Genomic DNA, 13,338 nt, shown 5'->3' on the forward strand with positions numbered 1-13,338 from the left:
CATCCCGTTGAATCTAGCCCGAACCGGTTCGGACGAGTCCGGGTATTCGGCCCAACGGTGGGAGCTGATGCTCGCAGATGCAGCTCACAGGGACGACTCGCCGGATCCGTCGACGCCCTGCCGCGACGAACGAACCGGTCCAGACCGATGGGCTTTTTATGGGAACCTTCCGTATCCCGACGCATATGTTCAAGGCCATTGTGAGTGCGGAGACGCTCTCCAGTGCGCTCGACTCGGTAAGCGTACTGGTCGAGGAGTGTAAGATCCACCTCGAAGAAGACGGTCTCCGGATCCGGGCGGTCGACCCGGCGAACGTCGGCATGGTCGACCTCTCGCTCGACGCCGACGCGTTCGAGTCCTACGAGGCCGACGGCGGGCTCATCGGCGTCGATCTCTCGCGACTCGAAGACATCGCCGGGATGGCCGAATCCGGCCAGCTCGTCCAGCTCGAACTCGACGAAGAGACGCGGAAACTACACGCCCAGATCGAGGGGCTCGAGTACACGCTCGCGTTGATCGATCCAGACTCCATCCGCCAGGAGCCGGACATCCCGGACCTCGACCTTCCCGCGCGGGTCGTCCTCGAGGGCAAGGACGTAAACCGCGCGGTGAAGGCGGCCGACATGGTCTCAGACCACATCGCACTCGGCGTCGACGACGCCGAGGAACTGTTCTACGTCGACGCGGAGGGCGACACCGACGACGTCCACCTCGAACTCACGGCCGACGAGCTGATCGACCTCGAATCGGGAAGCGCACACTCTCTGTTCAGCCTCGACTACTTGAAGGACATGAACAAAGCCATCCCGGCCGACGCCGAGGTGACCGCAGACCTCGGCGAGGAGTTCCCCATCAAGCTCTACTACGGCTTCGCCGAGGGCAAGGGCCAGGTCACCTACATGCTGGCGCCGCGCATCCAGAGCGACTAGTCGGGTCAGACACCTTCTCTCGCCCGCCGTAACCGCGTCCGTGATTGACCTGTGTTCGCCGATGCGTTCGAGATCAATCTGTAACCGTTGACCGATTCGGTCGTTCAGAACCGGACTCACAGCCTGCCGCCCTCCGTTCTTCGATGTGATTGTTCGCACGGCAGCTGGTTTCGCTAGTCACGCCGAACCCGAACTGTATACAATCATATCTGGTAGCAAAACACCAAAATAAAAGTGTATCCTTCCTATGCGAATCTCAGGCCGATGGGTTCGATACAAAAGAGATCACGACAGACCCGGACACGTTGGATCTTGGTCTCGATCATCAGGTATACTTCGACGTTACCGACTTCGAGGTACTCTCTGACGGTCCGTACGGAAGCGGTGATGAAATCGAACTCTCGTACACGATCACGAACGAGGGGACACACTCTGCACAGCAGCTCGTCACGTCAGAACTCGGACTTAACGTCGGAGACGCACGGATGGACGAAAGTACGTGGGAACTCAACGCGACGATGATCGAACTCGATGCCGGTGAGTCCCACGAGTTGTCGGTCACCGGTGAAATTGACGACTTCGTGACGACCGTCGACGGCGATCACTACGTCGGTGTGTTCACGTACGATGCGGAAGAAACCGAGTCGATCGAGATCGAATAACTGAGAGGTTCGTCCTCTCACCACTCTATACATATGATACGCAACACAACTGAGGTGGCCGCGAGATGAACGGGCCACGGCGCCGTTGGCTCGCTCTCTCGATAGCGCTACTGGTGGCTCTGTCGGCTGTTGGGTTCGGTGTGGCTGTTTCGCCCGTTTTAGCTGACGATCCACCGGGTGTTCCGGCAGCCTACTACGGCGACGTCGAGATCGACGGCGAACCGGCGCCGGTCGGAACGCACGTCGCCGCCGTCGTCGACGGGGAAATCGTTGACGCCATCCACGTCGAAGAACCCGGCGTCTACGGTGGACCGGACCCGGGTGACGACAAGCTTGAGGTTCGTGCGGACGACGGCGACGAGGTAACGTTTCAGGTCAACGGCAAACCCGTTGAAACCGTTCCCTGGGAATCGGCTTCGACCGAACGGGTCGATTTGAGCGGTGCGGATATCGGACAACCGTTCGTCGAAGTCGACATCAACGACGATGAATCGACGACGACAATCCAACCGAACGAGAGCGCCACGATCGTGACGTCAGTTACGAACACCGGAGATGCGGCCGCGTACGACGTCCCGATCGAATTCGTCGTCGACGGTGACGTTCGTGACGTTACAACGGTTTCGCTAGAAGAAGGCGAGACTGCACCCGTAACGTTTGCGATCGAACTCGTCGAGGAAGCTGACTACGAGGCGGTGGTGGCTTCGCCCGATGACTCGGACTCCACGACCATCACCGTCGACGAGGATGCGGACGAGACGCCGCCACCAACACTCCCACCGGCACCGCCGGACCCGGGTGAACCGAACCTGCAAGTGACGAGTGTCGACGTGAGTCCGACCCAAATCGAGGTCGGTGATTCGGTCGACGTCACCGCGGTGGTCGAGAACTTCGGCGACGCGGCCGGCTCGACGACCCTCTCACTCACTGTCGACGGCGAGGAAGTCGCGACCGAGTCGGTTTCGCTCGAGGCGGACGAGGAGACGACGGTCGAGTTTACCAAGGCGTTCGACGAAGCCGGCGAGTACAACCTCGCAGTCGACGGCGTCGACGCCGGAACCGTGACCGTCGAAACTGAAACGGAGCCACCGGACGACGATCCGCCGGATGACGATCCGCCGGACGATGATCCGAGAGACGACGAAGCCGATGATGATCCGGCTGATGACGACTCGATCTCCGGATTCGGCGTCGTCGCGGCTCTCGGCGCGCTGCTCGGGGCGCTCGCCGTTGCCGGACGTCGGCTGTAGTCGAAGCCACGATTCCATTTTTCGCGACGTCGATAGAGCCATTCCGAGAAGCTGGTCCCCGGTCGTGACGGCGGTCGAGTGTGGGCGTTCACTATCCACCGATTGATCCAGCTTGGACCCGTTCGGACGTTCGACGTAGAACGGCCACGTGTGATGAAATTGAAACCGGAATCTCTCTCTCTCTCTCTCTCTCTCTCTCTCTCTCTCTCTCGAGAGGGGTTCTGTCGCGACGGCGAGTTATCCCCGGTGGCGCCAGAGTCGGACCAGCGCGAACGCGAACATCGAGACAATCGCGACGCCCAGCCCGAAGCCGGGGATGCCGTCGTCATCGTCGTCAGGCCGTTCGTAATCATCTCCTTCCTGGACGCTCACGGTCCCCGCATCGACCTCGCCGATCGTGACGTCGAACTCGCCGTCCGCGTCGATCGTGTGCGAGTAGCTGATCGTCTCGGTGGCGCCCGGATCGAGCGTGAGAGACACTTCGTCAATGACGGTCTCGTCGACGCGTATCTCGATGGTTTCCTCGACGGCGACGCCCGCCGGGTTCTCGACCGTGGCGGCGATCTCGACCGACTCGCCAGGTTCGATCGTCCGCGGATCGAGTTGGGTGTCCGTAATTTCGAGCGCGGGTTCGGATACCGAGAGCGTCTCGACTCGCTCGTCGGCGACGAACAACTCGTACTGGCCCGATTCGTCGAACGCGGTCTCGTAGGTGACGTTCGCCGTCTCGCCGGCGGTGAGTTCGACCGTCACGTTGTCGACGGGTTCGTCGTCCGCGTACAGGGGTATCTCGACCGTCTCGACGACGGTGCCGGTATTCTCGACGGTCGCCTCGACGGCCACCGCCTCTCCAGCGACGATCTCGCTCTCGTTAACGGCGGTGTCGACCACTTCGATCTCGGCGTCCGGCGGCGGTGGTGGCAGGCCGGGTGAGTCGTCCGGCGGATCGGCGTCTTCGTCGACCACGATCGTCACCTCGTCTGCGTGCTGTGGCGACCGAACGACCGCCTCGTACGCTCCTTCCGCGTCGAAGGAGGGAGCGAACGTCGTCGTCGATTCACCGGAAGGCAGTTCGAGGATCCGTTCTTCGGTGGGTTCGCCGTCGATATCGAGCGCGATGGGGACGGCTCCGGCGTCACCGGTGTTCTCGAGCGTCACCTCGACGATCGCTCCCTCGCCTGGGGGCACCGTCGTGACGGATGCGGCTTCATCGACCGTGACGTCGACGTCGGGGTGTGGAACGTCCCAGCCCTCGAGGTCGACCGCTTCGACGGATTCTGCCTCCCACTCGACCGGTGAGGGCGCCGAGTCGACGGGTTCGCCGTTGACGAAGAACTCGACGACGGCACCGTCGTCTCCGTACTCGCCTTCGACGGAGAGCTTCTCGTCCGCCATGCCAGGGCCGCCGAACTGACCGGCCTCGGTCGTGACGATCGAGCCGCGCGTCTCGCCGTCGATCTTCGCCGTGACGAGCGTTCCCGGCGGGGCCGGTTCGCCGTCGATCGTGAGCTCGCCGTAGTAGGCGGCCGGCGGCGGTGGCGGTTGCTCGTCGGACGCCGCGACCGGCGCGCCGACGGCGACGACACTCAGCACGAGCAAGGCGACGACCACGACCGTTCCGACGGCTGCGGCGGCGTCGCGGTGGCGCGATAACGAATCAATCGGGTACATGGGGATAGTGGATGTCGTTCGTATCGATAGTGGGGTGCGTTGTGTTGGGTTCGGAGTGGCGTTATCCTGCCAGCGTCGGCGCTGATACACGCACGGTCGGCGTCGGCTCGGTCGTCGAACCGGCGGAGACGATGGCGGCCTGTTCGATTGCCGTCTCGACGGCTTCGACGACGTCGTCCTCGTCTTCGAGGGTCGACTCGGCGAGCGTCGTTGTGAGTTCGCCGGCAGCGGCCTCCGCGAACGCGTCCGTCTCGTTCGCGGGAACGTCCGCCGAAGCGTCCGCCGTTTCGCTCGCGATCGCCTCGACCAGCGCGCCGTGATACTCGTCTGGCGTCACGCCGACCCCTTCGGCGATCAGGTGATCGACGGTCTCGTAGTAAGCCTCAGCCGATCCGTCCCCGGCTGACGGCTCGCCGTCGTCTCCGTCGTCCAGTCCGAGTTCGTTCGCGTACGCCGAGAGCGACGGGTTCTCGCCCAGGCGGGCCGGCAACTCGCCGTCGTCTTCGGCGAAGACGAAGTAGCCGGTGAACGCGCTCACGGTCGGGACGTCTTCGTCCGAGAGTGAGAACGTTCCGTCGATGACGTCGGCGTCGCCGGGTTCGTCGCTCGGGCCGGCGAAGTCGGGAGAGACGAGGGAGATGTCGCCGCTCGAGTGACCGAACGCGTCGTTCGCCGGCGCGTACGTCGGCGAGGACACGAAGTTCCAGCCCGTTTCGAGGTCGATCGATTCGGGCGACGGCGGCGTATCCGCGTCACTCTCGAAGTTCATCGTGATCGCTCCGTCGGTTTCGGCGACGACGAGGAGCGCTTCGAGGGCGTCGACGCTGTCGTTGCCGCCGAGTTGTTCCCACTCGTTTTCGGTCGCGTCGAAGCCGTAGATCACGCCCTCCGCGTCGGTGACCATCTCGTCGATCGTTCCGGATACGGGTCCGGGAATGCCGACCGCGTGGGTCTGGCCGGCTTCGAGCTCGACGGCGGTTGCGACGCCGGACTGGTCGTAGTCGACGGTCGCGTCCGGAAGGAACGGATCGGCCGTCACGTCGCCGGCGGTGCTGACTCGCTCGCCCACCGACGGATCGTCAACCGGGCCGTGCGGACCGAAGTAGTTCAATCGAGCGTCGACCGGTCCCATTGCGCCGTCGTGAGCGTCATAGACTCCGACGTCCGTCTCCGAGAAGTCGTTTCCACGGATGTGGACCGGTTCGTCGGCCGCGTAGTCGAGTTCGCCGAGGACGCTCGTCTCGACGCCGATGTGGGTGTCGAACGCGTTGTCGACGACGGTTGCGTTCCACGTCGGATCGGCGTGGAGAGCCGGATTGAGGGTGAGATCGACGCCGACCTCGGAGTCGGTCACCTCGTTGTCGACGACGTACCCGACGCCGGCGGATTCCTGCTCGACGCCGATCTGTGCGCCGCTGATCTCGTTGTTCTCGACCGTCGCGGTCGCCACTTCGAGGAGGACGCCGGCGTCCTCGGGATCGACGATCGTGTTGTCGCGGACGATCGCGTCCTCGCTCAACTCGCCGAGTTCGATGCCGTTGTGGCCGGGTTCGGTGACGGTGACCTCCTCGATCAGGACGTCGTTCGACCGGTGGATGCGCACGCCGGCCCAGAACGGCTCTTCGACCTCGACGTTACGGATTTCGACGCCGTGAGCCTGTCCGGTCGACGAACCGGCCCAGACGCCCTGGTAGGGTTCGACGATTCGCATGTTCTCGATCGTGACGTCCTCGACGGGTTCGTGCATCGAGTGACGGACGCCGACGCCGTTGTTGTACGTTTGGCCGCTCGTGTCGGTCGTAAAGCCGTCAATCGTGACGCCGTCTGCGCTCACTTCGATGACGCCGGCTCGCGTGTGCGGCTCCCATCGTTCGTCCTGCTGTTCGATGACGGGTTCCGCGCCATCTGCGGCGCGGATCGTGACGTCGACGTTGTCGGCGGTGACCCAGATCGGATCGTAGGTGCCGTCCTCGACGACGACCTCGTCGCCGACGTGGACGGTGTCGACGACGTGTTGTAAGTCGTCGTCATCGGTCACGCGGATCTCGTCGCCCTCGTAGACGCTCGTCGGTCCGGTCGCGCCGGTGATCGTCTCGTTGCCGACCTCGTACGCGTGATCGAACGTGAGTTCGCCGAACGCGTCCGCACCGATGTCGGCGGACAGCTCGATCGACGAGCGGTTCTCGACGGTCGGTTCGAACGTCTCGCCGAGCTCGACGTCGTGCGTGCCCTCGTCGTCGACGATGGCGATCGATATCTCCTCGGGATCGACGGTCGCGTGTTCGTTCAGACCGATCGTGACCGATTCGAGCGGATCGTCGGTCTCGGTCTCGTTCGTCGTCGGAACGGAGACCTCCATCTCGCCGGTCTGGCCGGGGTCTACCTTCCACGGCTGGTGGTCCTCGACGGACACGCCGTGGTCGTCCGCCGCCCAGTGGACGGCGTTGCCGAGGAGTTCGCTCCCCTCGTCTAGGATGATGCCCGTGTCCGTTTCGGCGAGGCCGCTCGCGATGACGGTGCGGCTCAGGTCGTCGACGCCGAGTCCGCCGACGTCACCGTACTCGCCGTGCATTCCGTCACCATCGATCGATCGAGGTTGGCAGCCCGCGAAGCTACACTGCTCGTTCGCAATGTGGGCCAGGTTGTCGGATCGGTAGTCCTCGATGAAGTTTAGAACCTCCTGCTCGCGGAACGGCACGTGTTCGTGATCGTCAGCCCAACCCCGGGCCTCCAGGTAGTCGGCCGTCTCGTTTCGAATTTCGACGTCCAGAATGTCGCTGTCCGTTTCTGAACCGTCGTAGGAGACGATCTGCGAGTTGTCGATCGGCATCGGCGTGTGCAGGCCGCGCGGATCGCCGGTCGCCTCGGACAGTTTCGTGATTCCGTTGGCGACCTGTCGCTGATCGAGGTACACGACCCCGACGTCGGATCGCTGGGTCTGTTCGACGAACTGGCGCATCGCGTCGGTCGACGGCTCGTCCTGGACGACGTAGACGTCGTACTCGTCGACGACTCCGATCACCGAGTTCGCGCCGCGGACGAGCTCCACCTCGTGATGGTCGTCGAGTTCGTCGTCGAGCCGGTCGACCAGCGCCGGACCGAGCTCGCGGTCGGATTCGTCGTCGTAGCCGTACTCGACGATCGGGTCGGAGAGGACCGCTATCTCGAGGGCCTCCTCGACGTGTACGTCGGTCGGGCCGTGCGTTTCGGTCGCGTTCTCGCCGTAGAGACCGTCGAACTCGGCTTCGAGCGTAACGGCTCCGGCCGTCTCGTTGTTCACCTCCTCGCCCGGCTCCTCGGGCTCGACCGAGAGTTCGACTTCAGCCGGATAGTCAGAAAATTCATCGTCGGTTCGGTCGTCGAACTCGAACGGTTCGCCGAACTCGAGTTCTTCCTCGCCGAACATCTCGTCGGTTTCGATCGAGAGCGTGACGTTTCCGTCGAAATCGCCGTCACGCTCGACGACGAGTGTGTCGGCGTGCCACGCGTCGTAGGTGATCTCGTAGTCCTCGCCGGGTTCGATCGCGTCCGGGGCGTCTTCGTCGACGACGACGCCGAGCGTTCGATCCATGCTGGCGTGGGCGGTCGCGAACTCGCCGTCGGCGACGTCCACGTCGATCGGTTCGTCTTCGTACCCGTCGACGTCGACGGTCACTTCGTGGCTCCCCGGCGGCGTCTGAATCGCGTACGTGCCGAGGTCGTCCGTTTCAGTCGAGAGCTCGGTTCCGTCTTCGAGTTCGACGGTGACCGTCGCGTCGGGGAATCGCGCTTCGTCGTCGGCGCGTTCGACCGTCCCCGTCACGCCCGTGTCGCCGCGTAGCGTCGCAACGGCGAGGTGGGCGTCGATGATCCCGTGTCCGTAGCGGACGTCCTGTTCGGGCGGAGCCTCGTCGGGTTTCCAGCTGGTCTCGACGAGGGCGTCTCGAACCTGATCGGTCGAGAGGTCGGTACTGGTCGCCGAGAGCATCAGGGCGGCCGCCCCGGTCACGTGGGGCGTCGCCATCGACGTTCCTGGAAGTTCCTGGTAGTCGCCGCCCGGATAGGCGCTCAGCACGTCGTCACCGGGTGCGCTCAGGTCGGGAACGACGTATTCGTTGGGCCAGTCGTCGGGAGCGTCGCTCCCGAACTGAGCGGCAGAGACCTCCATGCCGCTGGAGAAGTCCGTCACGCTCGCGTTCTCGTCGACCGCACCGACGCTCAGGGTGCTGTAGTAGTTCGCGGGCGAACCGCTGGTTCCTTCGCCCTCGTTCCCGGAGGAGGTGATCACCATCGTGTCGGTATCGATCGCTCGCTCGACCGGTTCGATGAGTTCGGGGTGCATCCCGTCCGCGCCGAGACTCATGCTGATCAGATCCGCCTCTTCTTCGACGGCCCACTCGATCCCGGCCGCGATCTGGGCGAACGAGCCGCTTCCGTCGGCGCTGAGGACGGCGCCGTGCATCAGGTCGGCGTCCGGGGCGACGCCGATGTGTTCGCCGCTCTCGTTGCCGCCGGCGACGGTTCCGCTGACGTGGGTTCCGTGACCTTGCGGATCCGCCGGCGTGTCACCCTCGACCTTCTCTCCTTCGGTCGTAAACCGGGCCCAGCCACCGGGATAGGTCGGATCGTTCGGATCGTCGGTGTATAGATCGAGGTCGGGATGGGCGACGTCGATCCCGGTGTCGAGAACGGCGACGCGAACGCCTTCACCCTTCGTGTCGTAGTCCTCCCAGACGTCCTCGGCGTTCACCATGTCGACGCCGTAGGTCGTCTCGTCGTCACCGGCGGTCTCGAGGCTCGTCACCGCCCCGCCGTCGGTTTCGGCCTCGCTGGATTCGACCGGCATCGGCGCGTTCACCTCGAAGTTCTCGTGGAGCGCTTCGACGTGATCGAGCCTCGTTAGCTCCTCGATGGCCACCCGGTCGGTGTCCACCTCGAGGACCACGGCGTTCGCGATCCAGTACGAGGCCTGGTGTTCGACACCGGCCCTTTCGTCGGCGAACGAGCGTACGTCGGCTTGCGTCTCCTCGGCGTGCCTCTGGAGCGCGTTCACCGGCTCGTCGCTCGAGGCGACGGTCATACTATCGGCGCCATCGAGTCGGACGACGACCGTTTCGGTTCCGTTGGCGTCGGAAAGTGCGTCACTCACCTCGACGTCCGTTTCCACCTGGTTCTCCCCGATCGTCGCGTGGGGGTCCTGTTCGGCTGGGTCGCTCGCAGCGATCGAACCGACTGCCACGCCGGCTACCCCGATCAATACCGCGAGGGTAACCGCCAGCAGGATCGATCGTCTCGAAGGCGATACCATAGTTCTCGAACAAACAATCCGACCCCTTGAACATTCTCTAAAGGGAGTTTTTGTTCAGAATGTAGCTAAATGGGTGTTTAGTAGAGATAGTTTTAGATAATGGATGACAGGTGGCGTCCGCTCCGCCAGTCGGGTTTCTCACCGAATTCGGCCGGCCTTGGGTACTGGGTACCTTTATCGGGATTGGTTAAACGCATTGGTGGTTTCTCATACGTTCGACCGTCGGTCACCCACCGGTGAGCACCGATTTAACTCTCCCCACTCTCACCGCCTGATACTTCTGACACGAGACTGCAGAAATAAACATCCATGCAGTTTATGCTACTGGAGCAATGTGTCACTGTTACATGCCCCCAGGCCCCTTAGATCCCCCCAATGGCGATCCGTCGGCGTCCAAGCCGCTCGCCTCAGCGGACGCCCTCTCGCTACTCGGGGACGAAACCCGTCTGAAAACCCTCCTCGTTCTTCACGATCCGTCGACGTCCGTCCCGATGGATTTTTCGACCCTGTACGACCACGTCGACGCCGAATACTCGAGCGGGTTCAACTACCACCTCGACAAACTGACTCCGCAGTTCGTCGCCAAGGACGACGACGGCTACCGACTCACGACCTTCGGTTCGCGCGTCGCCCGGGCCGTCGCGGCCGGCACCTTCACGAGCAACCGCGAGATCGATCGATTCGAACTCGAGGAAGCGTGTCTTTCGTGCGGCGAACGGTCGCTCTGGGCCTCCTACAGGGACGAGATGTTCGCCGTCGAGTGTGACGCCTGCGACGAACGGCTCATCTACATTCAACTCCCCCAGAACCTCGTCAACGAGCGCGAGGCCGACCAATTGATCGACGTCATCGATCGATGGCTCCACCACTGGATGCGCATGAGCGTCTCGCTCGTCAGTCGCGGCATCTGTGAGTACTGCGGCGGTCCCGTCGACTCGTCCGTCGTCGATGACGTTCACCGCTACGACCGTCTGGACGTCCTCCTTCGCTTTCAGTGTCCGAACTGCGGCGAGGTCAAGCGGGCGACCGTCGGCGCCGTCGCCTCGCAGGATCCGGGCGTCAAAGAATTTCTGTACCAGCGCGGTGAAGCGCTCGACGATCGACGCTACTGGGAGATCGAACACTGGCTCTCCGATCGCCACCTCGAGATCGTCTCGACCGACCCGTGGCGATTTCGCGTCTCGTTTCACGCCGACGGCGATTCGTGTACGGCCACGGTCGACGACTCGCTCGACGTCGTCGACGTCTCTCGCTGAGCTGTTCGACACGTCCCACGTCAGGTGCGGGTCGTGTTCCGTTCGAAGAACGCCATCAGTAACTCGTTTACGGCGTCCGGTCGCTCGATCCCGACCAGGTGACCCGCTCCGTCGATCGGTTCGCACTCCGCGTGAGCGAGTTGCGCGGCGAGCGTCGTTCCGCCCTCGATCGGGGCGAGTCGGTCGGCCCGCCCGTGGACGACCAGCGTCGGGAGTCGCACCTCGTCGAGCCAGTCCCCGGCGTCGAAGCCGTTCCAGACGGCCCACTGCGCCTCGCGAACCGCCCGACTCGGTCCCTGGTCGAGTTGCCACTCGACGAGCCGATCGAACAGGTGCGGATTGCGGTTGACGAAGCGCTCGCTGAAATACGGACGGAGCCGGGTTCTGGCCCGCTGGCGATCCGTGTTCCCGTCCGGATCGAGCACCGTCGAGCGAACGTCCGACGGGGTCTCGGGAACGTCACCGCCCGGACTCGTACCGACGAGACCGAGCGACGTCGCCCGATCGTACGATCGGGCGTACGAGAGCGCGACGGCCCCGCCTAGCCCCTGACCGACGAGGTGAACCGATCGCTCCCCGGTCTCGTCGAGCACCGCCTCCAGATCGGCGGCGAGGCCCTCGACCGAGTACCCGGCTCCGAGACCGAGCAGCGGTCGTCGGAGTCGACCGGGCAACCGAGCCGCCGGCCCGAGTCCGTCGGCGGACCGATCGACGCGGTCGGTCTCGCCCGCGAGGCCGCCGTCGGTTCGCACGCCCCGGATGCCGACCCCGCGCGTATCCGGAGCGATCACGTCGTATCGCTCCGAGAGCGCCGCGCGCTGCCAGCGCCACGACCAGCGGCCGATCCCGACTCCCTGGAGGAAGACGACGGTTCCCTCGGGGGCTGCGGTTCGGTCGACCTCGTAGCGAATCGCGACGCCGTCGCGACTAGTTGTCGGCATGCGTCGACGTTCGTCGGCCTGGCCCATCAACGCGTCGCCGGTTCTCTGGATTCCGGGAGATCCGGCTGCACGGCGACCGCCGAGGGTATGGTCACCGCGACCGTTGAGCACCATTCCACCCCGATAGCCGATGGGTCCCTTCAACGCCACATCCGTCAACCATCGAGTTTATCCATAATCGGGAACATTCGTCGCTAGCGATGAATCCGCGATACGCCCGGTACCCGTTCCTCGAGGCCGCCAAGGAGGCAGTCGCCTCCGAAGCGGTCGATCTCGTCTCCGTGATCGAGGACGAACCGGCCGTCGTCGAGCGGGCGACCGAGCGCGTCGAGTCCGCGCTCGAAGCGGGCGACGTCGGCGACCCGGTCCACGAGAGTCGGATCGAGCTATTTTCGTACCCGATCGCGCGCGTGCTCGTCTCGCTCGTCGACGAGCGGGTACTCGTCCGCCGGTACGCCCGTGCAGAGGGTGCGGTCGCCTACCAGCGTTTTACGGCGGATCTCGAGGATCCGACCGAACTCAAGAGCGTCGAGTCGACGGGACTCGACCTCTCGGACCTGCTCTCCGAGTTCGACCTCGAGGGGTCGATCCGCGAGGCGCCGGCGGTCGAAGACGGGCCCGTTCCGACGGACGCCGCCTCCGGGCCGTCCGGCCCTCGCACAGAGCCGACATACCTGATCGAGGTGGGGACGTACCTGCCGCTGGCCGCCGACTGCTGGGGCGACGAGTGGCGGCTGGTCAACCGGGCGCTCGCCGACGGCGAGGTGCCTGTGACGGAGACCGAGTTACTCACGCTCTTTCGCGAAGCCGTCACCCGTCGCGTCGAGGCGGGCCTGCCGTTCGACGTCCCCGACCCGATCGCCGACGCGCTCGAAGACGAGGCCGCCGCGCTTCGCGAGCTGGTCGCCGAACTCGAACTCGTCCGCGAGATCGACACGGTGGTCCCGGAACTCTTCCCGCCGTGTATGAAGGCGCTGTTAGACGACATCCAGAAGGGAGAACACCTCCCACACCACTCGCGATTTGCGATCACGGCGTTTCTCGCTTCGATCGGGATGAACACCGACGAGATCGTCGAACTCTACAGGATCAACTCCTCGTTCGGCGAGGAGATGACGCGCTACCAGACCGACCACATCCGCGGCGACACCTCGCCGACGGAGTACTCGCCGCCGTCGTGTGCGACGATGCAGTCCTACGGCGACTGCGTGAACATGGACGACCTCTGTGAGCGCATTCCGCATCCGATGGCCTACTACGAACAACGCCTCGACGACGAGGACGAAGACGACCTGGAAGACTGGCGCGAGGCCCAGGCGGCCGAAGCGGAGTAGCGACGACG

The 13,338-nt window shown here is 64.3% G+C and carries 8 protein-coding genes; 5 read left to right on the plus strand and 3 right to left on the minus strand.

The genetic code is table 11. From position 1 onward, the window contains the following. Nucleotides 1-185 precede the first annotated feature (185 nt). The 3 genes from NKH31_RS09665 (at nucleotide 186) to NKH31_RS09675 (ending at nucleotide 2,841) form a co-directional block, all read left to right on the plus strand. Nucleotides 186-929, plus strand: a complete 744-nt coding sequence (locus NKH31_RS09665) for a DNA polymerase sliding clamp (RefSeq protein WP_254861584.1) — start codon at nucleotides 186-188, stop codon at nucleotides 927-929. Between the two features lie 305 nt (nucleotides 930-1,234). Then, the gene (locus NKH31_RS09670) at nucleotides 1,235-1,591 is read left to right on the plus strand and encodes a hypothetical protein (RefSeq protein WP_254861585.1); all 357 of its coding nucleotides are present in this window, start codon (nucleotides 1,235-1,237) and stop codon (nucleotides 1,589-1,591) included. 140 nt (nucleotides 1,592-1,731) lie between these two features. Further along, on the plus strand, nucleotides 1,732-2,841 hold the full coding sequence (locus NKH31_RS09675) for a CARDB domain-containing protein (RefSeq protein WP_254861586.1): 1,110 nt from the start codon (nucleotides 1,732-1,734) through the stop codon (nucleotides 2,839-2,841). A gap of 237 nt (nucleotides 2,842-3,078) precedes the next feature. Here the strand turns inward: NKH31_RS09675 and NKH31_RS09680 are convergent, their stop codons facing one another. Beyond that, nucleotides 3,079-4,512: a CARDB domain-containing protein gene (locus NKH31_RS09680; protein WP_254861587.1), complete on the minus strand. Its 1,434-nt coding sequence runs from the start codon at nucleotides 4,510-4,512 to the stop codon at nucleotides 3,079-3,081. Nucleotides 4,513-4,573: 61 nt separating this feature from the next. Then, a complete protein-coding gene (locus NKH31_RS09685; protein WP_254861588.1) occupies nucleotides 4,574-9,799 on the minus strand; it encodes a S8 family serine peptidase in 5,226 nt (1,741 codons plus the stop codon). 347 nt (nucleotides 9,800-10,146) lie between these two features. Here NKH31_RS09685 and NKH31_RS09690 point away from each other — a divergent pair, with 347 nt between their 5' ends. After that, nucleotides 10,147-11,055 (plus strand): DUF7351 domain-containing protein, encoded by a 909-nt coding sequence (locus NKH31_RS09690; RefSeq protein ID WP_254861589.1) that lies wholly within the window; start codon nucleotides 10,147-10,149, stop codon nucleotides 11,053-11,055. 20 nt (nucleotides 11,056-11,075) lie between these two features. Here NKH31_RS09690 and NKH31_RS09695 read toward each other — a convergent pair whose 3' ends face one another. Further along, nucleotides 11,076-11,996: an alpha/beta fold hydrolase gene (locus NKH31_RS09695; RefSeq protein ID WP_254861590.1), complete on the minus strand. Its 921-nt coding sequence runs from the start codon at nucleotides 11,994-11,996 to the stop codon at nucleotides 11,076-11,078. Nucleotides 11,997-12,196: 200 nt separating this feature from the next. On the opposite strand from NKH31_RS09695, the gene priL reads away from it, so the two are divergent. Then, nucleotides 12,197-13,330: a DNA primase regulatory subunit PriL gene (gene priL / locus NKH31_RS09700; RefSeq protein ID WP_254861591.1), complete on the plus strand. Its 1,134-nt coding sequence runs from the start codon at nucleotides 12,197-12,199 to the stop codon at nucleotides 13,328-13,330. The last annotated feature ends 8 nt before the right edge of the window (nucleotides 13,331-13,338 follow it).

Source organism: Halovivax gelatinilyticus (assembly GCF_024300625.1).
Lineage (GTDB): Archaea > Halobacteriota > Halobacteria > Halobacteriales > Natrialbaceae > Halovivax > Halovivax gelatinilyticus.

Bases quoted from the DNA above. Each gene is read 5' to 3' on its own strand.
- NKH31_RS09665 (WP_254861584.1), top strand. From the start codon at position 186: ATGTTCAAGGCCATTGTGAGTGCGGAGACGCTCTCCAGTGCGCTCGAC.
- NKH31_RS09680 (WP_254861587.1), bottom strand. From the start codon at position 4,512: ATGTACCCGATTGATTCGTTATCGCGCCACCGCGACGCCGCCGCAGCC.
- NKH31_RS09685 (WP_254861588.1), bottom strand. From the start codon at position 9,799: ATGGTATCGCCTTCGAGACGATCGATCCTGCTGGCGGTTACCCTCGCG.
- NKH31_RS09690 (WP_254861589.1), top strand. From the start codon at position 10,147: ATGCCCCCAGGCCCCTTAGATCCCCCCAATGGCGATCCGTCGGCGTCC.
- NKH31_RS09695 (WP_254861590.1), bottom strand. From the start codon at position 11,996: ATGCCGACAACTAGTCGCGACGGCGTCGCGATTCGCTACGAGGTCGAC.
- priL (WP_254861591.1), top strand. From the start codon at position 12,197: ATGAATCCGCGATACGCCCGGTACCCGTTCCTCGAGGCCGCCAAGGAG.